The sequence below is a fragment of the Paenibacillus sp. J45TS6 genome (assembly GCF_018403285.1).
Taxonomy (GTDB): Bacteria; Bacillota; Bacilli; order Paenibacillales; family Paenibacillaceae; genus Paenibacillus.
This window is the reverse complement of the sequence record NZ_BOSJ01000007.1, coordinates 1-22,634: the sequence shown is the minus strand read 5'-3', so window position 1 is coordinate 22,634 and position 22,634 is coordinate 1. Positions and strand designations below refer to the sequence as shown.

At 41.9% G+C, this 22,634-nt stretch carries 20 protein-coding genes; 1 reads left to right on the top strand and 19 read right to left on the bottom strand.

The features are described from left to right. Nucleotides 1–44: 44 nt before the first annotated feature. The 9 genes from KJS58_RS12020 to KJS58_RS11980 form a co-directional block, all read right to left on the bottom strand. Complete coding sequence (locus tag KJS58_RS12020; protein ID WP_213532760.1) at nt 45–545, bottom strand: hypothetical protein; 501 nt, start codon at nt 543–545, stop codon at nt 45–47. A gap of 207 nt (nt 546–752) precedes the next feature. Beyond that, the gene (locus KJS58_RS12015) at nt 753–3,146 is read right to left on the bottom strand and encodes a glycoside hydrolase family 95 protein (RefSeq protein ID WP_213532759.1); all 2,394 of its coding nucleotides are present in this window, start codon (nt 3,144–3,146) and stop codon (nt 753–755) included. A 264-nt stretch (nt 3,147–3,410) separates the two neighbouring features. Further along, complete coding sequence (locus KJS58_RS12010) at nt 3,411–4,388, bottom strand: ABC transporter ATP-binding protein (protein WP_213532758.1); 978 nt, start codon at nt 4,386–4,388, stop codon at nt 3,411–3,413. A 13-nt stretch (nt 4,389–4,401) separates the two neighbouring features. After that, entirely contained in the window at nt 4,402–5,250 is an 849-nt protein-coding gene (locus KJS58_RS12005) for an ABC transporter permease (RefSeq protein WP_213532757.1), read from the bottom strand. Then, entirely contained in the window at nt 5,247–6,023 is a 777-nt protein-coding gene (locus KJS58_RS12000; protein WP_213532756.1) for an ABC transporter permease, read from the bottom strand. The genes KJS58_RS12005 and KJS58_RS12000 overlap by 4 nt, the downstream gene beginning before the upstream one ends. A 313-nt stretch (nt 6,024–6,336) precedes the next feature. Beyond that, entirely contained in the window at nt 6,337–7,206 is an 870-nt protein-coding gene (locus tag KJS58_RS11995) for an ABC transporter permease subunit (RefSeq protein ID WP_249717235.1), read from the bottom strand. A 14-nt stretch (nt 7,207–7,220) separates the two neighbouring features. After that, complete coding sequence (locus KJS58_RS11990; RefSeq protein WP_213532754.1) at nt 7,221–8,219, bottom strand: ABC transporter ATP-binding protein; 999 nt, start codon at nt 8,217–8,219, stop codon at nt 7,221–7,223. Then, a complete protein-coding gene (locus tag KJS58_RS11985) occupies nt 8,216–9,385 on the bottom strand; it encodes a hypothetical protein (RefSeq protein WP_213532753.1) in 1,170 nt (389 codons plus the stop codon). Before KJS58_RS11985 ends, KJS58_RS11990 begins: the two co-directional genes overlap by 4 nt. Before the next feature lie 48 nt (nt 9,386–9,433). Continuing rightward, nucleotides 9,434–9,946, bottom strand: coding sequence for a sigma-70 family RNA polymerase sigma factor (locus KJS58_RS11980; RefSeq protein ID WP_213532752.1), 513 nt, complete (start codon nt 9,944–9,946; stop codon nt 9,434–9,436). Between the two features lie 414 nt (nt 9,947–10,360). Here KJS58_RS11980 and lpxA point away from each other — a divergent pair, with 414 nt between their 5' ends. Next, complete coding sequence (lpxA, locus tag KJS58_RS11975) at nt 10,361–11,173, top strand: acyl-ACP--UDP-N-acetylglucosamine O-acyltransferase (protein WP_213532751.1); 813 nt, start codon at nt 10,361–10,363, stop codon at nt 11,171–11,173. A gap of 112 nt (nt 11,174–11,285) precedes the next feature. On the opposite strand, the gene KJS58_RS11970 is transcribed toward lpxA, so the two are convergent. The 10 genes from KJS58_RS11970 to KJS58_RS11925 all read right to left on the bottom strand — a co-directional run bounded on the left by KJS58_RS11970 (nt 11,286) and on the right by KJS58_RS11925 (nt 22,493). Next, complete coding sequence (locus tag KJS58_RS11970; RefSeq protein WP_213532750.1) at nt 11,286–13,373, bottom strand: alpha-glucuronidase family glycosyl hydrolase; 2,088 nt, start codon at nt 13,371–13,373, stop codon at nt 11,286–11,288. 68 nt (nt 13,374–13,441) lie between these two features. Further along, nucleotides 13,442–14,116 (bottom strand): GntR family transcriptional regulator, encoded by a 675-nt coding sequence (locus KJS58_RS11965; RefSeq protein WP_213532749.1) that lies wholly within the window; start codon nt 14,114–14,116, stop codon nt 13,442–13,444. 56 nt (nt 14,117–14,172) lie between these two features. Beyond that, nucleotides 14,173–14,967, bottom strand: a complete 795-nt coding sequence (locus KJS58_RS11960; protein ID WP_249717233.1) for a Nif3-like dinuclear metal center hexameric protein — start codon at nt 14,965–14,967, stop codon at nt 14,173–14,175. Between the two features lie 50 nt (nt 14,968–15,017). Then, nucleotides 15,018–16,643 (bottom strand): ABC transporter substrate-binding protein, encoded by a 1,626-nt coding sequence (locus tag KJS58_RS11955; RefSeq protein WP_213532747.1) that lies wholly within the window; start codon nt 16,641–16,643, stop codon nt 15,018–15,020. Between the two features lie 63 nt (nt 16,644–16,706). Continuing rightward, entirely contained in the window at nt 16,707–17,579 is an 873-nt protein-coding gene (locus tag KJS58_RS11950; RefSeq protein WP_213532746.1) for a carbohydrate ABC transporter permease, read from the bottom strand. Nucleotides 17,580–17,592: 13 nt separating this feature from the next. Next, nucleotides 17,593–18,513 (bottom strand): ABC transporter permease, encoded by a 921-nt coding sequence (locus KJS58_RS11945; protein WP_249717253.1) that lies wholly within the window; start codon nt 18,511–18,513, stop codon nt 17,593–17,595. A 596-nt stretch (nt 18,514–19,109) separates the two neighbouring features. Continuing rightward, the gene (locus KJS58_RS11940; protein ID WP_213532744.1) at nt 19,110–20,075 is read right to left on the bottom strand and encodes a hypothetical protein; all 966 of its coding nucleotides are present in this window, start codon (nt 20,073–20,075) and stop codon (nt 19,110–19,112) included. Further along, nucleotides 20,042–20,608 carry an RNA polymerase sigma factor gene (locus KJS58_RS11935; protein ID WP_213532743.1) on the bottom strand — a complete coding sequence of 189 codons (567 nt, stop codon included), beginning with the start codon at nt 20,606–20,608 and terminating at the stop codon, nt 20,042–20,044. The genes KJS58_RS11940 and KJS58_RS11935 overlap by 34 nt, the downstream gene beginning before the upstream one ends. Before the next feature lie 226 nt (nt 20,609–20,834). Continuing rightward, nucleotides 20,835–21,269 carry a GNAT family N-acetyltransferase gene (locus tag KJS58_RS11930; RefSeq protein WP_213532742.1) on the bottom strand — a complete coding sequence of 145 codons (435 nt, stop codon included), beginning with the start codon at nt 21,267–21,269 and terminating at the stop codon, nt 20,835–20,837. Between the two features lie 387 nt (nt 21,270–21,656). After that, a complete protein-coding gene (locus KJS58_RS11925) occupies nt 21,657–22,493 on the bottom strand; it encodes a peptidylprolyl isomerase (protein WP_249717230.1) in 837 nt (278 codons plus the stop codon). Nucleotides 22,494–22,634 lie beyond the last annotated feature (141 nt).

Sequence of the window (22,634 nt, the reverse complement as noted above, 5' to 3'; positions counted from 1 at the left end):
AAACATTAAGATAGTTACAGGAAAATCCCTATAATTCTTAAATACTAACTTATTAGTGGTTTGATATGCTCTGTTGCCTTATTAAGTTTTTCAACAAACCCCTTAGAATCCTCGTATTTTTCAGGTAATTCGTTTACAAATAGATGAATTTGTCTTTTGAATTTTGCATGAACCTCAGAATTAAAATCATCATTGTTTGTTATCTGATTTCTTACGAGTGGTTCATATCGAGTCCTTAGTAATAAAAAGTCGTTAACAAGTATATCTAAATCAATAGATCGAGGAGCATTACTTTTAAAAAGATCCAAGCGAAAGTTCGAAAAAACTAAAGATGTATAAACATCAAACATACCTTCAGTAATTTTATCAGGTTCTTGATCCTCTTGAATTAGATCCAAACTACGATTCAAGGTCTGGACACTTGAAACAAAACTCAAGTAATACTTTGATTCCGACTCGTTATCTGCCTTATTTTTGTTAATTAGTAGGGCGATTAATAGTAGACAAAGAAATATGAGTACAAAGACAGTTAACCTTTTTTTCATATATTAATAATCCTCCTATTTTATTGGTAATTTTGCACAACAGAAGAAGATACTTTATCATATAACCCCCTCGAATTACAGACGTTTTTTTCAAGGTCGTATCATTAATCGCGTAGTTTATACAAAGACAAAAAAGGATAGAGATTCAGAATTGCTCTGAGTCTCTATCCATATCCGTGTCATCATTTCACTTTTTTTCTATTCCTACTACCCTTTTTGTACTGTCACAATATAGCTTTGTTTCGCCTCTACAAGGAAGGAAATAAGTCCGCTACCCAGGTCAGTGGTGCTAACCTCTAGCCCATCTGCTGTTCTCACAACAAGGGAATCTGCTTTCATTCCTTCTATACAAATGGTGCAAGTTCCGGATTGATCCGGCTGTATTTCTGCTTCTTTCAGCTTGCCTTCAGACCACGAAATCGAAACTTCGTATCCTCCGCGTGCGCGCAGTCCGCGAACACTTCCTGCCGCCCAAGCATCTGGAAGTGCCGGAAGAAGTTCGATATATCCTAGATAGGATTGTAGAAGAAGCTCAATAATTCCTGATGTAGCCGCAAAGTTGCCGTCAATTTGGAATGGCGGATGTGCGTCGAACATGTTCGGATACACGCCGCCACTTTCATAGCGTTCGGAACCGTCTCGTACGAGCTGTAACAGATTTGAAATAAGGCGATGCGCCCGGTTTCCATCTTTGAACCGTGCCCACAGTCCGACTTTCCAGCCCAGACTCCAGCCCGTCCCTCCATCACCGCGCCGCTGCAGCGATACTTTCGCAGCTTCCATTAGCTCCGGTGTATCTTTTGCTGTCAGCTGGCGTCCTGGGTATACACCGAAGAGATGAGACACATGTCTATGCTCCACATCCTCGTCTTCATAATCATGAAGCCATTCCTGCAGCTGTCCATACTTCCCAATCTGCAGCGGAGGAAGTTCATCTCTACGCTGCTGAAGCTCTTTTGCAAACTCCTCGTCTTCACCGAGAATTGCTGTCACTTCGATAAGATTCGTAAATAGATCATAGATTAAAGCCAGATCCATCGTTGCTGTTGTAGTCACCTGATGAAGTTCCCCATTCACACGGAAGCGATGCTCCGGTGAGGTCGAAGGTGCCGTATACCAAGAACCGTCTTCCCCTTGAATCAGCCAATCCAGACAGAACAAGGCGGCTTCCTTCATGATCGGATACGCTTTATTTCTAAGGAAATCGATATCTTGTGTAAAAACATAATGCTCATATAAATGCTGGCACAGCCATACGCCGCCCATCTGCCACAATGCCCATATCGGATCCCCATGTCCAAAAGCACCAACCGGTGCAGTCTGTCCCCAAAGGTCAGAATTATGGTGAGCTACCCATCCGCGTGCGCCATAGTTAATCTCAGCTGTTTTCTTACCATTAACGGAGAGCCTAGTAATCAGATCAATTAAAGGTTCATGACACTCGGATAAATTCGCCGTTTCAGCTGGCCAGTAATTCATCTCGGCATTAATATTCAGCGTATAATTACTACTCCACGGTGCTCTCGTCTCGTGATTCCAGATCCCTTGCAGATTGGCAGGTTGTGTTCCTGAACGTGAGCTTGAAATCAGTAAATAACGGCCATATTGAAATAAAAGCTGAACCAGATAAGGGTCTTTCCCGCCATATTTTACGATACGCTCATCGGTAGGCAGATCTATTGATTCGAGAGCGGGTCCAAGATCAAGCGATACCCGATTATACAGCTCCTGATAATCTTCCACATGGCGATTCCGCAGGTCTTCATATTCATACACAAGAGCTTTTTCTAGATCATTTCGTGCATGGAGTGACTCATCTTTGCCTTCTTTTCCCGGAGAGCGATCATAACCGTTAAAGCTTGTTGCGCAGCTAAAATAAAGAGTTGCCTGATCTGCACCTTCCACCCGAATCCCCATGGCATGAGTTCCCGCGCTTCCACCCTTATGACGAACTGCTAATCTTCCTTCAAAACGCATTGCATCCGTCTCATCTGGTTTGCCATAACGAATTGGATCATCCGTAGGATAATAACTTGGATTCACAACCTCTGGTGCATATCCTTTGATAATCGCGTGGTTCTCTTTAGCTTCTGTTTCATGACGAAGAAGACTGCTAAGACTCGCATGGAAAGACAATCTTCCTGGTACGCTTGCTTCTAGATGGATGACGATGACCTGATCAGGGTGTGATACAAAAATCTCCCGTGTGTACGTCGTATCTCCAATACGGTATATCGTTTTTGTTATTCCATCCGTGAGATCCAGTCTCCGGTTATAATCTGCTGTGATATCTCCATGATCAAACGTAATCTGTAAGTCTCCAAAAGGCAGATAAGACTGTGTATAAGCCCCTAGCATTTCCTTTGTCAGCTTGTCTGCTTCAGCATATTTCTCTTCCTTTATAAGCTGTCTCACCTGCGGAAGCACTTCTTTGGCATGCGGATTGTTCCAATCTTTCGGTGGACCTGACCATAATGTATCTTCGTTCAGTTGTAAACGTTCTTGCTCCACACGCCCAAACACCATCGCCCCTATTCTTCCGTTCCCAATCGGCAGTGCTTCGGTCCATTCCTTAGCTGGACGGTTATACGTTAAAAACATATCGTCTCCCCCAATATAATCACTATAGTTATAACAGAAAAGCTAAAACGTTTTAGAATACTTCTAAACCCTTATTGTCAAGGCAATGAACCATATAAATCTCGTCTTTTATGTAAGCGGATTCCACTCTACTAGTATCGTCCTAAAAATTAGTTCAAAAAGCAAGCCTTTACCATAAAATATTTTTAGAAAGACAGCTAAAAGAATTCTTCAATTAACATGAAAAGGCCACTCCCACAGCGGAAAATGGCCTTCCGATATAACCTAATATACTTTATGAATAACATCTTCAAAATCAGGTTCCTGCATCTCTACGTCTGCAAGTTCACCCCATTCGCCAAGCTGTGCCAGGATTTGCATCGTACCAATACGATTCCGATTCGCTTCTACCGTAATTGTTCGCTCTGTACAGTCTATGATCTTGACCGCTTCGTGATGGAATCCCCCGAGATTTGAACTCTTGATATCCTCAAGATACGAGACTTTAATAATGGTAGGAAGACCTATATTCTCTCTTAGAGACTGCACCGTACCGTCATAAGTAAGCTGTCCATGATTAATGACCATTACTCTGCTGCATAGCTGTTCGATATCATCCATGTCATGGGTTGTCAGCAGAATCGTTTTTCCGAAATCTTTGTTCAACAGTTTCAAAAATGAGCGGATATTGCGCTTCGCATTCACATCAAGCCCGATCGTTGGTTCATCAAGGAACAGAATATCCGGATTATGAAGCATCGCTGCACCTAGATCGGCACGCATCCGCTGTCCAAGCGACAATTTGCGTACAGGTGTATCCCAGAATTCTTTCAGGTCTAGAATAGCTGCAAACTCTTCCAGCCGTTCGTGTTTATCCTTATCATCCACACGGTACATTTTGGCGAGGATATCATAACTGTCTTTTACCGGAAGGTCCCACCACAACTGACTGCGCTGACCAAACACCACTCCAAGCCGTCTTACGACTTGTCTTCGCTGCTGATGCGGATCCATTCCATTTACTCGTACGTTTCCTGAACTCGGATGAAGGATACCTGCTAACATTTTTATCGTCGTCGATTTTCCTGCACCATTCGGCCCGATGTAACCTACAAATTCTCCAGGTTCAATCCGGAAACTGATATTCTGAACGGCTTGTTTGACCGTGTATTCTCTAGAAAATAAAGCGCGGAGTCCCGCAAAACTCCCGTCTTTCACGACAGGCGTTTTGAACTCCTTATGTAAGCCTTGTACTTCGATCATACCCGACGCCTCCTTAGCTACCTGTACTCTGATATTTTGTCATGCCAAATTTCCAAAACCGCAGGCTGAGGGTGAGAAAGCCTATCGCTGCCAATAGAATGATGAGAAAAATCCACGGCCCCCATTCCCCTCTCAAGATATAAAGAGCAGGTACATAATTGACTAGACCTACTGGCAGCACAAAAAGGAGCATTCCGGCAAGCCATTTCGGATAAAGGGAGAGTGGAAATCTTGCTGCCGTACCCGCTGCATCTTCCGTAAATGTCTGGAGTTCGCTGATTCTTGTCGTCCAGAATCCAATAGTCGCAGTAGCAAGGCCAATGGAAAATAAAAGAACGGCCCCCGTCAAGATCACAAATAATGACTGAGGTACAGCAATCCATCCAATCTGACCGCTATTCATCATTCCATGAATAGACCAACCAAAGACAAACCCTCCCTGCAGCCACTCCCCGAGCATGATACGAAAGCGCTGCGGCAGTAGAGTGAAAAGAACGGGCAGCGGTCTTGTTAGCAGCTGGTCCATATCTCCGCTGACTAAATATTTTTCAAGATGATGTACTTCGTTCGCAATGGAGCGGTACACCGTTTTTGATAAAGTCATGATGGAAAATAGATAACCAACCTCATAGATATTCCAGCCTTGAATGGCTCCAAACCGATGAAGCACAATCGCAATCATCAGAAATTCAGCAATTTGAATAAAAGCGGCGAGAAAAGAACCGAGAAAGAAATTGAGTTTGTATTGCATGGAACTTTTAATGCTCGTGCGGATCAGTAATACGTAAAGTTCTAAGTAGGTGCGAAGTGGATAGAAAGTGGTATGTTTTTGTGATGAATGTGTCTCCGTATTTGTGTTCATCCTCCCTGCACCTCCACTTTTCTGCGAAGATAGTAGGTAGCAAGAAAACAAATCAGCGTGAGCAGCAGCATCCACACCATGGTTCCTAATAGTAGAGAGCCATCATCATAACCAAGGTAAATGCGAGTCGGTACATACAGAAGATACGGATAGGGCGACCACCAGGCAATCGTTTGGAGAATCTTAGGCAGCCATTCAATAGGGATGAAAAATCCCGCAAGTAAATTAATAAGTGCATGGTTAGCCCATTGCAGCCAGCTTGATTCGGTGGTCCACATCGCAGTGACTCCAATGAGATAGTTGATACAGATTCCCATGTAAGTAGCTCCGAACAAACTTGCCGTGGTTAAGACATACGTCATTCCGTTCTCTGGCAGCCTAAGCTTGAAGGCAATGAGATACACGAGATAGATAGGAATGGACTTGTACAGAAACTGATAGAGAATCTGCCCCCATTCTCTAGACATGAGATGTGTAAAAAGATGGACAGGCCTCATCAGATCCATAGAGATATGACCTGTTCTTACAGACTCCGGGATCCCCAGGCCATTCGTAAGAAAAGACGTTACCCAAAGAGATGCTTGCGTAAATGCAATGTAACTGACCATCCCCTGCGTTCCGTATTCTCCAAGAGAGCGCCCTTCCCCAATTCCAATCCAGATACAGGCGTACAGATAACCGAATAAAGCACTTGCGACATTGTGCACCATATGTGCACCGCGATACTGCAAGTTTCTTGCATAGGCCTTACGGGCCAGAGTGAAATAGAGCAATGAATACACCTCCGATAAGCTTGGTTGAGACGCCAGCCGTGCGTCTACTTCAGACAAGGTGAAATGCGAGAAGGCCACTATCATACCAAATATGGAAGGTAAATACAATTGTTTTTTGCAGGTAGAAATTTACGTCTTAGAACTTTAAAATACGCAAAAAAACCACCGGGTCTAAGTTGTCTCATGCTTTTTACAATATCTCTTCCTGCGCTAGTAACAGAGCTCTAGAATCTACGCAGAAGAGATGAAAGCAGCAGCCTTCCTTCGTTGTCCCGATGGTCTTATTTATTTAATTATTTATTTGAAATTAAAATTACAGATCTTTCTTGCGGAATCGCAGGACTCCCCATACAAAAGCAATGGCAGCATATAGCATCGCATAGACTACAAAAGTACCCGATGGAACATCTCCAATGAAAAATCCAGATATCATCTTGCTTACATTAACGACACTGCCTAGTTCATCAAGACCGATGAGTCCATGCATCATTTTTCGCTGCAACGCATCCACTGGCATAATGATGGACATGAGTCCCGAAATATTAGACAGCGTATTACCGATTTCTTCTGCGCCAAAGGCCTCAAAAATCCCGATCTTCTGCACCTTCTCCAGCATGCCGCCAAGCCAGCCTGCTCCAAATAACATGGTTATAAACACACCGTTTCCGAGCGATGAAAATTTAGTAGAACCGAGCATCGTAAGTGAAACGAGCAGAACAATAATGAGAGCAAGCAAGAGCAGTGCCTTAACATGAACCATAAAGGCTTTAGGGATTGCTGCATGGATATCCGTAATGACCATAATTGCTGTATATAAAATCAGCGTATAACAGCAGAGCAACGTGACAAATCCGAGCCACCGCCCAATATAAAACTGTGTTCTTGATATCGGACGTGTAAGCAGCGCCTGCATGACTCCTTGCTCCGCTTCCCCAGCGATCGAAGAGAATGAGCTAAAGATGGAGAGCAGCGCAATGACAAAACCAGCAAAGAAGAAGCCGATCATCATCATGAGAACTCCCGTCGTATAGTTAGTAATGAGAGAATTCCCCTCCGAAAACATCCCAAAGCTCTCACTTCCTGCGACAGCATCCGCAATAAACCAATAAGCAATTAGGAATAGTATCGTAAGAATCATAGCGAGCACCATAACCCGCTTACGAATCATCTCTTTCCAGGTCATCTGCATAATGAGCATCATACGTCTCGTTCCCCCCGATGACTAAGCCCCTTCACTGCCGTTAAGAACCAGTCTTCCAATTTACCGCTCTCTTTCCCAACTTCATAAAGCGTAAGCCCTTGTTCAATGAGTAATGAATTAATCCATCCCGCCTGTTCTTCATTCTGTAATTCGGCTTTGAGCCAGACCGTATCATGTCCTGAAATAACAAGTTCTTGCTGCGCTGTATTAGTAGAAGAATCCGGCTTATGTACCGTTTCTACTTCAAATTCAAAACCCGTTTCATCCTGAAGCCAAGTTCTTACAAGCGGTGTATACCCGCTTACTTTAAAGCGATAGGTTACTTTTTGCTGAAGGACATTTCCTACATCGCCCGTACGTAGAATCTCCCCATTATTAAGTAGTGCAATCTGGTCACATACCGCTTCTACATCCTCAAGCATGTGAGAGTTCAAGAAGATGGTCTTACCTTCTGCTTTCAATTTCATCAGAATAGAGCGAACCTCTTTACGCCCAACAGGATCAAGGGCTGAGGATGGTTCGTCCAGAAAGATAATATCCGGATCACTAACAAGCGCTGCCGCAAGTCCAAGACGTTGCTGCATCCCTTTAGAATAGTTCTTAATCTTGCCTTTTCCTCGGCTGCCAAGTCCTACCTCATCAAGCAATTTTGGAATTCGCTCTTTGGCTGTTTTTGTATCTACTCCGCATAGTTTTGCATGAAGTTTAATTACCTCTTCTCCTGTCAGCCATTCTTGATACCTGAATAACTCCGGCAAGTAACCAATCCGCTTCTTCGCTTCCAGACTATGAATCGGATGTCCAAAGATGGTTGCCGTTCCCTCTGTAGGATGAATCAGACCGACCAGCATTTTCACAAAAGTGCTCTTCCCTGCTCCATTCGGGCCGAGGAAGCCAAAGGCTTCCCCTTTCTGAACGGTGATCGATACATCACGGCAACCACGACCATTATCGAACTCTTTCGTCAATCCTTCGGTATGAATAGCTGCTGTCACTGGTTCATCAGCTCCTTGATTTCTTCGATCATTTTCTCTTTTGTATCGAACAAAGTGTACCCCTTCAAGCGATACACCACATCATTTTTAGTCCATGTAGCCGTATAATTAACAATCTCTTCTTTACCTGATTCTCCATAGTAATTGTCACTATTCTGTTCTAAAATGACAGAATTGCCATCAACACTTATTTTCTCAACAGTACCATTAGTAATTACTGGAATCGGCAGTTTTCCGTTCAATATCTGTTCCGTTTGGATTGCTGACTTCATTCGATCTGGCAATAGTGGAAAGTTCAGCACTGCTTTTACTGCATCTTCAATTGCCACAGAAGAGTCTACGTTAACTGTCGGAATTTTTTGTTGATATAGAGATGCGCTTTTTTCATTGTCATCTGTTTGATAGATCTGATATAACGTTGCCGGGACCTCGAATGTAATGACCTGACCATCTAGTGATTTTGGCATAAGATCATCTGCTCCCAGTCGTTTCATCGTTGCATTCACTTTAGGTATATCCAGCTTCATCGTTATCGTCTGTGAACTGTTAGCAATTCCAGAATGTTTCGGATCAATCAATTCATCAGTTACGGCTTGTAAACCGATCATATTCGCGATCTGCTCTGCTGTCTTGTTCTCCGTTTTGATGTACTCCCCAGATTCACTCGTAAAAGTTCCATACTTATTTATAAACTCTTGCTCACCGGCTCCTTCTGAGATCGTGCTAAACAAGTTCATCAGTTCTCCTTCATCTACCGATGTGACTTCCTCCATTCGGAATTGATTAAGGATCGCAGCAAGTGCTTTATCACCAATAGGTGTTGCTACCATCACGCCGGCAATCGCTGCAGCAGCTGCGATGCTGATCCACTTTTTAGCAGGATGTCTCTTTGCTTTCTTCCTCTTTGGCTTATTGTCTTGATTCTTATTCATTGAGTTCTTATTATCTTCATTTATCTTCATTTCTCTCATCTCTCCTTTGAATGTATTTGTGGAAACTCGATTTGTTTGATCTATTTCCAGCTCTTCTGATTTCTTCATATCCAGTTGGCTCGACGCCCAAGCTGCCCATTTGGGGCTCTTCTCCTCTTTCTGGAGCTTGGATGTGAGCTTTTCCCATGCTTCATCTATCCGTTCATTTTCGTTGTTATCTTTTATAGAGGTCATGGATTCATTCAACTCCTTATCATTCCATATTCTCGTGAGGCGAAGATCCTAAGTCACCGATTTTCTTAGTACTTTCCGTTTCAATTTATTCGTTGCCCGGCTCAGCATGGAGCCGACAAGAGGCGGTCTTATATTCAGTTCCTCGGCAATTTCAGCGTAGCTGTAACCAGAGTATTTTAGCATCAGCACCTTACGATCTCGTTCAGGCAGCTCTTCCATCCACTTCCGAACTTCTTCTTGGTCCATGCGCCTAAGCACTACTTCCTCTCCGGAGGCTATCTGCTGCCCCATATCATAATGTTGCTCCTGTTTATCTTTTAATTTTCGCTCTCTAATTTGTTTACTTATATAGTCATATCCGATGCGAGTCAGTACACGATGTAACCATGCACCCATTGCGGCCGGATCATCAGGCGGATTACGGTATAACCTGATAAAAACTTCTTGCGCAAGATCTTCCGCCGCGGCTTCATCCTGAACCAGTGCAACGAGTTTACGTCTCACGATCGGATAATGCTCTTCAAACACGGTGCGGAAAATATCAATTTCTGGTCCTTCCATGCGTTATTCGTCTCCTTTCAGCTGCAGCTATCTATAAGACGGACCTTGTATTTATTTTGTAGCACTAAAATCAATTTTCAACATATCTTTAGTTGCTTTAATGAGTTAAGAAATGGATTCACTTATTATAAAATATCAGACATCGTAATTCAGCGTTCAGATAGATGAATAAGAAGGAGATGTAGAAAAAACCTCGAATTATAGAAAATATGGAAATTTTCTGGATAATAACTTACTGAAGAGAAGTGTAAGATTAGTTCATTGTTAAACTGATATTAGGGACAATAACAGTGCACTCAGCTCGTCCAGATAAGAAGAAACAAATAGAACATCCATCTTATCACTTCCTAAAACAACCACAATTCGACATAAACTGATAGATTTATAAATCACTTTAGATATGAGGGATAAAAAATGTTCAGTTCAACGTTGACTATTCATGACACAGCTATTATTCATCCAACAGCGGTAATTGGAGAGAATGTTACCATTGGGCCGTTCAGCATTGTTGAAGAAGGAGTCAGAATCGGAGATGGATGCAAAGTTGGAAGCCATGTTCTTATTGGTTCACACACACAGTTAGGGAGAAATAATCAGATATTTCAAGGTGCTATCATTGGTGCAGTCCCACAGGATAAATCATGTAAAAACGGTGGAGATCGCCTGATTATTGGTGATAACAACACCATAAGGGAGTATGTAACAATTAGTAAAGGAACACACAAGAGTGATGGTGTAACACGTGTAGGAGATGGCAATCTCCTTATGAATTACGTCGTCCACATCGGGCATGATGCTATACTGGGTAATCACATCGTCATTGCTAATAGTGCTCAATTAGCCGGTCACGTGGAGATTGAAGATTGTGTATTTATTGGCGGCCAGGTTTGTATTCTTCAATTCTGTAAAATTGGTAAGCTTTCCATGATCGGTGGGATGAGCGGTGTTTCCCAAGATATTGTACCTTACTCTTTTGCTAACGGTGAACGTGGAGATATATGTGGTGTAAATATTCTCGGGTTAAGGAAAGAGGGAATATCCAGGGATGAAGTGAAGATCATAAAAGAAATACACTCTATTTTATTTCGCCAGAAGTTATCACTTGCTAAATCGATCGAAGCAATAAATGCCTTACCTTCATCGGAATGCAAGCACCATACACTCCAATTTATTAATAAATCCACACAAGGAATCGCAAGAATGAACGATAAAGTTCACTCCTCCTAAATAGTAACAATGCACTCATGCTTTATTATTTATTATTTTCAGATTACTCAAAAAAGCTGCCGAGGATTGCTCCTCAGCAGCTTTTTTCGTTTATATACCGGAGAATTAAACCCTAATAAATCGTCCGGTTCTGTTCATCTGCAATCCCTGATTTACGATAGAAATAGGTATTAATAATATCTCGCCATTCTTTAGCATGCTTATGCTGATGTTCAAGTCTTGCCATCACACCTGCATAACGTTTCGCATCGATTTTCCCTTCCAGACTGCTCCACTGCTGAATAAGATTCTCTACTCCTTCTACTCCGGCAAAGTGAGTATCATAGATATGCTGAATTACCGTACTTCCCGAATGCAGCTTATGCGTATAAGGCACATGATGGAAGAAGAGCAAAAGCTTATCCGGGCAGGTCACAAGTGACTCATATCGTTCGGCATTTTCCGGGAAATATTGACCTGTGTACCCTGTACCGTCTTTTACCGTACGATTCACCCCAATTCCATCGCAATCGGCAAAATGATACGTACCCCAGACCGAATATTCATATCCATCCACATTAGGGCCATAATGATGCTCTGGATTGACCATCCAGCCTACTCCAAGCGGTGAGGTATAACTTTCATAGATCCCCCAAGACGCAGCAAGCATGGAGCTTACATGTTCTACAACATCGGGGTCATTTCCAAATGTCTGATGGATCCACTCCGAAGTGATTTGCTGTTCTGACAGATCTGGATTCCAAGTCAGTCGTCCGTATCCATACAAATTCGCTTGGGCAAGCGTATGTCCTGTCCAGTTCTCATCATCCCCGACATTAATTACAGCTGAAATCCCGCTATGTGCATACGGATACAGTTCGCCAGACACTACTTTCTTAATCTCGGATTTGGAACCTTTGGCGTATGTATCAAAATCAAGTATCTCTTTCCACTGCGGAATCAGATAACAGAGATGCCTTTGCTGTCCCGTGTATTCCTGAGTGATCTGGAATTCCAGTATTTGATTTGTCTTCGGCATGGCACCAAGCAGCGGAGATACCCCTTCACGCACTTGGAAATCCATCGGACCATTCTTAATCTGCAAAATCACATTATCTTTAAACTGTCCATCGAGCGGTTTGAAATGATCGTATGCTGCTCTTGCACGATCTGTTGTTCGATCCCGCCAGTCTTGCAGGCAGTTATATACAAAACAGCGCCAAATCACGATTCCGCCATAAGGTTCTAGTGCTTCAGCGAGCATATTCGAGCCATCTGCATGGGTTCTTCCATACGTAAATGGTCCGGGTCTGTGCTCCGAATCTGCTTTGACTACAAACCCGCCGAAGTCTGGTATTGCATGATATATTTCCTCCGCTTTCGTCTTCCACCAGGCACCGACTCTTTCATCAAGAGGATCTGCCGTCTCAATTCCTCCAAGTTGAATCGGGCTCGCATAATTGACACTTAGGAATAATTTGATCCCATAAGCTCTAAAAATCCCAGCTACTTTCGCTACATCCGGTAAAAACTCTGACGTAATCAGCTTCGTCTCTACTTTATGGACATTTACATTATTAATAGAAATTCCATTGATCCCAATCGAAGCCATCATCCTTGCGTAATCCCGAATCCGCCCATCATTTTGCACAAACTGATTATCTTTGAAAAAAATAGACCGTCCTGCATATCCTCGTTCAATGGAACCGTCCATGTTATCCCAATGATTCATCATGCGAAGCGGGTTTCTCGGATTTTCGATAACTTCCAGCTGAGTGAGCGTCTGTCCCTCTGACTGCAGAAGCCGCAGCAGATGGAATGTTCCATACAGTAAGCCCTTCTCTGTTTTTCCTATAATAAATACGGATTCACCTTCTTCTTGCAGCAGTGACCTCAGGGCAAAACCTTCCTCCCCCAGCTGCTGAGAGAGTTCCTTTGTCTGTAACGCTTCAGGCAAATCTTCCGCAGAGACCAAAGCAAGCTGAATATATAAACCATGAGCAGCATCATCAGATAAGTTCGCTGTCGTTGTTAGTTCAGGTTCATTTCCAGTCATCTGGAGAATAGCGTAACGAAGTTCCCGTATGGCGGACTCTACTGCTTCTCCTGATGCGGAGCTATGTCTTACAATCGTGGATAAACAAGGTGAATCCTGTCTTTTCTCATATCGTAACCAACCTTTGTCGGCCGAAGAATAAGGAAGCTGTTGTAGCTCAGTCATGAGGTCACTCATCCTCTCTATTTCTGAAAGTTTTTAAAGCCAATGAATGGACTATGAAATGGATTCAATTAGACAAAATAATGCGGATATTTCTCTAACAAGAAATCTTGTTCCACTACAGCGAGCCGCAAATGATTCTCCATGATTTGAACAGCCTGTGATGTCTCTTTGTTCACAATCAGTTGATATATTTCCTTGTGCTGAGAAATGATGTTGTCCCAGTTCAAATCTTTGGACAATCTTAGCAGTCGAAGACGATTGAAATGAATATTGAGCTGCTGCAACATTTTCCATGTCCGTGCTTTTCCTGTACCCTCAAACAAAATCTGATGGAACTCTTCATCAAGCTCATACAGTTTGTAAACATTGTTTCTGCCTGCGCAGACATCCTGCAAAGCAATATTGGTTTCCATCCGAAACCTGTACTCTTCATCAAAAGATTCGCATGCAAGAGCTACAATCTCTCTCTCAATTTTCTCTCGTATGAATCTTCCTTCTTCCACATGCGCAAGATTAATCAGAGATACCGAGCTTCCACTTTGCGGAATAATATCTAGCAGCTCTTCTTCTGCCAGTTTCATAAAAGCCTCACGTACAGGAGTTCGGCTGACATTAAGTTCCTCTGATATCTCTTTCTCGGAAATTTTCTTACCCGGTTCTAATTCCAAGTGCATGATTTTATTTTTTAAATAATGATAAGAGTAAGCCCGAGTAGAGCCTTTGAGCTTTGATTCTGTAGACATACGGTTCCCTCTTTCTTCTCCAATACTTAACCGCTTTTCTCTAGTTATCGACTATGTCACAGCACCTTAAGGACCTGGGATGTGGGTATAAAATAAACCGGGAGATCCGGAAAATGGTCTCGAATCTGCTGAGCAACTGCCTTCATTCCCGGCTCTTCACTAGCTGCATGACCAATCAGGATTTGTGATTGCGGGCTTCCTTGATTCACCGCATCCTGTACATATTCGGGTGTTTCCCACTCAGGACCTTCTCCTGCTATTAGTAGATCGATTCTTTGTTCCGTGAATAAAGGAAGCGCGATATTACTTCCGCCCCGATAACCGGCAGTAAGAGCAATTTCACTACACTTTTGTTCACTGTCTCCAGCAAAACGAACATAAGGAAGATCAAGTCTATCTTTCAGATGTTGAACGATCTGCTGCACGCTGAGCGGCTCGGGAAGGGTAACCAGACAAGCATACTTCAGATGGCTATATTGATACGTATCCCAGTCTAACGCTTGTAGAAGTCCATGCGTGATGATATCGGGAACCGCTTGATGCGGACCATCATGATATCGGTATAAGATCATTTGGTGTGATTTGATCTGTTCCTTTTTTCTTAAAATGACAGGATTCTTTAGTTCCTTTTCTGCTCTGCTCCCATGATGTTCATAAAACACACCTTCATGGGTGATGAAAAGATTTGCTCCAAGCTGTGCTGCTTTCTCAATCGTCTCATGGGAAGCAGTAAAGGAAACAGCCACTCCCTGAACCTTTTGGTTCAGATTCCCCGTGATAAGCCCATCCACCGTAGAACCTTCAGGTCCAGATGAACGAGGAAGCACACGAATCACGTCTTGAACGGTCAATGACAAATGATCACCTTACCTTCTGCGACTTAGATCAGATAACTGAAAGCTTATTTTCCTTCTTTGTACTCTTTATATGTTGTGTTCGCAAGTTCCAGGTACTGCGTTAGTCCTTGGCTCTCCAGTTCTTTTACAAACGCATCAAACTCGGACAAATCTCGGTCACCCAGAATAAATTTGAGTGTATTTTGATCTGTATAATCTTTAAGCGGTGTACTGAGGAGCGTAACTCTCTCACGTTCTTCTATAGAATACGGGATTGGAGGTTCTGCTGGAAGGACCTCTTTGACTTCTTTCATGTCATTTTGGAACTTCAGTTCTTCTTCACTAAACATAGAGTGCAGCAAATCCGTCGTCCCGCCATAGGCGAATACTCCACCAGAGAAACCATAATCAATACGTAAATCTTTTGTACCTTTTGGATTCAGACCATTGAAGTTAATATCATCAGCGAGTTTACGCACCCCATTTTCTTTCGTATATGTCTCTCCTTCGACTCCCCATTTCGCAAACTCTTGACCTTCATCGCTGTAATACAGCCAATCGATAAACTGGAGAATCGCTTCGAAATTTTCACTTTGTTTTGCTTTTGCTGAGATCATGACACCGTTCTCAAGTCTTCCTCCAGACATGAGCTGACCTGCCGGCCCGCCAGGCACCGTAATTTTGGCAACAGAGAACTTACCTTCACCAAGCGTTTTATTCATATCATTACGGTGCAGAACAACGGTTTGAGAATTTCCATTAATAATAAACGATTTCCCGTTTATAAATTTTTGAATAGCCTGATCATCGTCTTGAGTAAAGCTTTCTTTATCCAGCAGACCCTCTGCTACGAGCTCGTGGAAATAAGTCAGCATATCCTTATATTCCTGTGTAGCCGCAGTATATACAAACTCATCTTGTTCTGGCTTGTAAGTCAGGCCGCTTCCAAATCCCCATCCGCCTTTCGTTCCAAATCCAGTTGAAGCAACATTCAGTGTGCTTAGGAATTTAAAACGATCCGAGAATGGGATAGAGTCCGGGTACTCTTTTTTAAGCTCCTGCATAACCGTCTTCAGTTCATCCCACGTCTTCGGTATGGCTAGATTATGTTTTTCCAAAATATCTGTACGTACGAGCAGCGTATAATCTGGCCAAATTTCTTCGTGTAGTCCCGGAAGAACATAATATTTTCCGTCTTCTTGGCGAAGACCTTCTAGCTCAGTATCAAGGCCCCACTTCTCTACTTTATCCTTGAAATTCGGCATCAAGTCAATGTAGTCACTGACAGGCAGAATCGCATTAGAAGAAACAAAAGCCGATTCTTCACCCGGATACGTTTTAGGGATAACGAGCGGTGCATCACCCGAACTAATGAGCAAAGATCGTTTTTGAGCGTAATCACTCATGGGTACAATAACAGGATCCAGCGTAACACCGGTCATCTCTGTGATTTTCTTAAATAACAACCAATCTTTTTTGTAAGGATAAAGCGGCTGATCACTATACATAATCGATAGATTAAAAGGTTCCGTTGCTTTAAAAGTTTCTCCTACGGCGTAGGATTCCATTGCTCCTTTATTTTGGATCTCTGCTTCTTTTCCGCCCATACCATTGCTGCATGCCGCCAGTGATAGACTGAGTATAGCTGCAAGTGCTGTTTTTCCCATCACGCGAAGAGAAGGTTTCTTCATTTTTTTGCCCCCCATAATTTGATGATTCACTTACAATTGAACGATCTTTTCATGTCTTAGGTGTTAACCCTTGACTGATCCAAGCATGATACCGGATACAAAATACTTTTGGACAAAAGGATAAATCGTTAAAATAGGTAAAATCGTCAAAACCATGGTGACTGATTTGATGTTAGCAGAAATTTGAGTCAAATTATCAGCAGATGTAGCTCCTGCCGAAGTTCCTCCTGTAGCAGCAGCAATCATATTTCGAAGGTAAATCGTAACCGGGAACTTTTCTTTTTGATCAAGGTACAGAAAGGCTGGAAACCAGGAGTTCCAGTGCCCAACGGCATAGAATAGAACCATCGTGGCCATAACCGCTTTACTAAGTGGCAGAATGATACGAAATAAAATCCCGTACGTACTTAGTCCATCAATAGCTGCGGCTTCTTCTAATTCTTCCGGCATATTCTCAAAGAAAGATTTCATAATGAGCATGTTATATATGCTGATTGCCCCCGGAATAACAAGAGCCCACATGGAATTACTAAATCCAAGGCTGTTAATCAGTACGTAGTTTGGAATCAGTCCCCCATTAAAAAACATAGTGAAGACGGCAAACATCGTTAGAAACTTGCGCCCCATGAGTCTTTTTTTAGATAAGGCGTAGGCAAAAATCGTAGACAAAAACATAGAAATAGCAGTTCCCACTAAAGTATAAACAACGGTGTTTTTGTAATTAGTCCAGAACATGTTGTCTTTTACTACGGTCTTGTAAGTATCGATATTAAATCCTTTCGGAATGAGATTCACCTTTCCCGAATTAATATAGGCTTCACTGCTGAACGACTGTGCGACTACATTGAGAAAGGGATACAAAGTGATAAAGACAATACATAGTAAGAAGACCGCATTACAAGTTTTAAAAATTTTATAGGACATGGATTCCTTCATATCTCACTCCCCCTTACCATAAGCTTCGTTCTGTCAGTCTGCGTGAGATTGCATTCACCGAGAAAACAAGGATTAACCCGATAACGGACTCAAACAGACCAATCGCTGTTGCATAGCTGAAGTTGCTAGACCCAATACCGACACGATAGAGATAAGTGGATATCACATCGGAAGTTTCGTAGATAAGTGGGTTGTATAGTAAGAGAATTTTCTCAAATCCTACCGCAAGGAAACTTCCCATATTTAGAATGAGCAGCGTTACGATTGTTGGTAAAATACCTGGAATCGTTACATGCAACGTCTGTTTCCAGCGATTCGCCCCGTCAATTCTTGCTGCTTCATATAGGGAGTCATCAATTGTAGTGAGTGCTGCGAGATAGAGTATGGCCCCCCAGCCCATGCCTTGCCAGATTTCAGAAATAATATAGATGGTACGGAACCACTCCGCACGCTGCATAAAGTTAATCGTCTCACCTGTGAAGAATTGCACCAGTGCATTAATGGAACCATTCGTGGCAGTCAGCTGCAGAATCATCCCTGCGACGATAACGATGGATAGAAAGTGTGGAAGATAAGATGCAGTTTGCACAAATTTCTTAAACTTTTTACTCTTCACTTCATTAAGCAGAAGGGCAAAAATAATCGGCATCGGAAAAGTAAGAAGCATCGTAAATCCGCCTAGAATAATCGTGTTTGTGAATACTCGCCAGAATGTAGGATCATGGATGAACATCTGGAAATAATGCAGTCCGACCCATTTTTCTCCAAAGATACTTCCTCCAGGTACAAAACGACGAAACGCAATCACATTTCCAATCATCGGTCCGTATTTAAATATAAGTAAGTAGATAATAGGCAATACAAGCAAGGAGTATAACTGCCAGTCTTTACGAAGAAGAGATCCTATCATTTGCAGTTTGCTTTTAGGTGCCATTTTTATTTGGGGCTGTGTACTGCTTACGGTTTTCGTATCCATGTTCATCATTCACTCCAATCCATTTAAGCTCGGCCCTGACTGGTGTCATTACGGTTCTTAGAATCTAAGTTTCAACTCACGAATGAGCTCACGAATGAATATCCTCATCACCCGATGAGTAACCCTTCTATTAAATCTGCGATTCAATCCCCCTTTTCTATTTAGATCAATAGGTCTCTACAATAGACACATTCCATATTACATAACGTATCCTTGGACCCAGCCATAAAAAAGCGCTTACAATACAGCTTTTAAAACAACACCGCTTTTTCAATAGACTCTTTACATAACGCCCCTTGAAGAACAAGCAAATACGGAAATGCCTCAAAACTAACTTCAGCTACTTTTTGAATACTAGTCATACTAGTATGTTAGTTGGGTTTATTGTAATCTACCGTTTCCATTAATTCAATATATTTCTTGTATTTGGTCCCGATTTTTTTCTGAGGCTCTCTAACCGCTTCCATTTGCTCACAAAAAAAGCACCCTCAAGAATCAAGTATCCTAACCCTATGGTTAGTTACCTATTCTATAAAAGTGCTATAGTTATTCATCTATTCTTTTTTTGATATTGCATGAATTAGACGATCCGCCATCTTCACCATCTCTTCTTCACTTAAAGCTTCACTTGCACTATCTTCCATAAAGTATGCTGTGGAAGTTGATTCATCATACCAAGCGATTTTGGTGTTAAAGTAAGTATTACTTGAATCATGCATAATTAGTGCTTGCTGTGTACCTATCTTTATTTTCCTGCTTATCGCGCCAGCTGGTTGAGGTACCTGTAGTCCTAGACCATATGAAGCTATAACTGTAAGACTGTTTGGTTCATTCTTTGTAGAAAAGTAGAGATGAACGCTACCGGCCTTACTCCACTGCAGAGTCTCTGAGATGATTTTCTCGTTGGTTCCTATTGCCTTCGAACTAAGCCTTTGAAGCAGCTTATCATATTCAGAACCTTCTCCATCTCCAGCTGAAGGATATTTCGGCCAGATTGTTGCAAAATGAAACGTGTATCCTTTGGACAAATAGGAGGGGGATAACAGATCTGGTGCATTTGTACTTTTTGCTTTCTTATACAACTCGTTGATATCGTAATATTGGATGGGTTTATACTCATAAAGAATTTTAGTTGGGCCAAGATAGGCTTGCAAGTCAGTCTCTATGGGGAAATATGCTATGAGTTCACCGGGTTTGGCTTCTGGTTTCAATTTCTCTATCCGTTTAGATTCTTTTGAATAATAGTTACGATCTTTCATAGGATACGTGTCAACGACGACTTTCCCCTTCTTATTATAGATTTTCGCAAATTCCTCGGCAGCATAGGTTGTTACCGAAGCAATACACACACAGAAGAGAAGGAACAAAGACACTGTTTTCCATCTATGGTTACTTTTTTTCTTCATTGTTGAGTTCGTGATCTGTTCTATAACGCGAGGGACAACCGAAATCTGCTTAAGTTCTTCGTCCGTTACACTATGTCGCCTTATGCTTTGGTTCTCATTAGTGAAAATGTCCATTCCTCCTCATCCTCCCGCTCCATCCATGTTTTTTTCACTTTCATCTTTGTTCTGCTGATTCTTTTTCGGACAGCTTCTGAGCTGGTTCCTGTGATCTCCGATATTTCTTGATAGGTTTTTTCATGAAATACATGAAGAATAAGTAGACTCCGCTCCGCATGACTGAGACTGAGAAATACTTTTTCAAATGCAGGACTAAAAATACTTCGCTCATGAACTTCCGTATTTGTTTTGCTTCTCTCCTCCATAAAAAGCAAAGACTTAGCCTTTTCATATACTTTTCTTTTTCTCAAGACATTAATACAGTGGTTATAAGCGATCTTGTACAGCCAGGAGTTAAAACTATACCTCGGTTTATAGGAATCAATCGACTTGTACGCCTTAAAGAAAATCTCTTGGATCGCATCTTCCGCATCTTGTTCGCTGTTCAAAATCCGGCTGCAATAGATGAATATCTGCCTTTCATATTGATGTACAATATAACTGAATTTCTCGATGTCTCCAGCCTTCACGTCAGCTATGTATTGTTCCATTCGCTCCAGTGCCCTCTCCCCCTTTCTGCTTGTTTATCTATATAACAGTTGTGAACTTAGAAAACGGACACAGTGAACTAAATATATAAATTTTCTTTAAGTACATTACTTCTAAAAATGCATCCTAATACGTTGCTATACCACTAAAGATAAGGGGTTTTAATTACCATTCATCACAACAAAAAAGACCCTGATAATCTATCAAGGCTCGCATCTCCATCTCGTATTAATACTCCAGTTTGTAAACTACTTCTCCCTCAATTATACGACCATCTGCTGCAAATCCTAACTTCTCATATAAATGCTTTGCCCAAGTATTCTCTGGTTCAAAACTTATGTAAATTACTTCATGCTTTTCATCCTCTTTAATCCTGTCGATTAACTTCTCCATTGCAGCCTTACCATAGCCTTTTGACTGATACTTCTCATCAATCATTACACGGTAGATCCAGTATTCCTGATCCTCATCATCTATACAGTACATCGTAAATCCTACTAAAAGGTCATCGTGGTAGATCGACAAACAGATACACTCCGGAAATGCCTTAGCCTGTGCCAGAGAAAACAAATTATTCGCTACAAACTCTTTCTGTCTATCTGCTACACCCAGCTTAATCACATCAAAAAAGTTATTTCTATCGATCTCCTTAAATTCGATCATATTCTATTCCCCCATAAGTTATCAGTTATCCCGATTTGTTTGTGAACAGCGCTGCCCATTAGTTCAACTTTATACTATTTGAGAAACTCTCTTTCTTTTGGTATATCATGTCATAATTAGCAACACTCGGGCAAGGGAATAATTAATTAAGTTCAAACTTTCCTGATCAGCTGCAAAAAAAGATTAACTAGTAAAACCGATTAACCACTATCTTTTTGGTATTAATATAATTTCTTATCGCATTAACACCGAGAGAAATCGTACCGAACTTTTTATCACATTTAAAATATAGCAAGCTAAGTATACAACGATCCTATTGTTAGCAAAAAAGAAGGCAACCCCTTTTATTGGTTGCCTTCTTTTCTTATTTCCTCGGAATTCCGTCGTTTATTCAGTTGTTGTCGTTTCTGTAGGATCAGTGGACTCTGTAGATTGAGTAGTCTCTTCTTCCTCAAGTTTATTGGTTATCTTTGCATTGGAACGCAGATCGGACAACCATGTTGAAGAAAGTTCACTAACTTGTTGATCTACTAGCAACTTACGAATCTCTTCTTTTTTATCTTCAAGTGTTGGATCTGTGGCTTCTTTATAATCTGTTTTCTTAATAATATGGTAGCCATAATCTGACTTAATCGGTTCGCTAATCTCATTGATCTCCATGGAGAAAGCCGCTTTCTCAAATTCTTCTACCATGTCCCCTTTTCCGAAGAATCCAAGGTCTCCGCCATTTGCTGCAGAAGAGTCAGTAGATTTTTCTTTAGCCAAAGTTGCAAAGTCTGCTCCTTCATCCAGCTCTTTCTTTATCGCATCGGCTTCTTCCTTAGTTTCCACCAGGATATGGGATGCTCTTACTTGCTCCGGAGTTGCAAACGTATCTTTGTTCTCCTCATAGTAAGTGCTAATCTCTTCGTCTGTCACCTTCGTTTGCGGCTCCAGAATTTTACGAATTTTCACTTGAATTTCTGTGTTTTTCTTGAGGTCATCTAGTGTCATGCCTGATTGAGCAAGAGCTGAATTCAGCGCTTCTTCACCGCCAAATTGAGTCTTCAGCGATTCAATCTCAGCATTCACGTCTTCATCGGTAATAGTAACGTTAGCATCCGCAGCCGCCTGGTCAATGAGTTCCATAGTAATCATGTTATCAAGTGTGGACGTGCCTCCGAGTGCCACCAATTCGTTATATAGTTCATCCTTAGTAATCTTGGTACCGTTGACTGAAGCCACGGCTTCATTGTCTCTGGATCGTCTACACTTAGTTGGACAGAAAAATTAAGGGCTAGTAGAATGAAGAGAATACGATTAGGAGCGGATCTACTATGCCAAAGCAAAGACGCACATTCACAGCAGATTTCAAAAGACAAATGG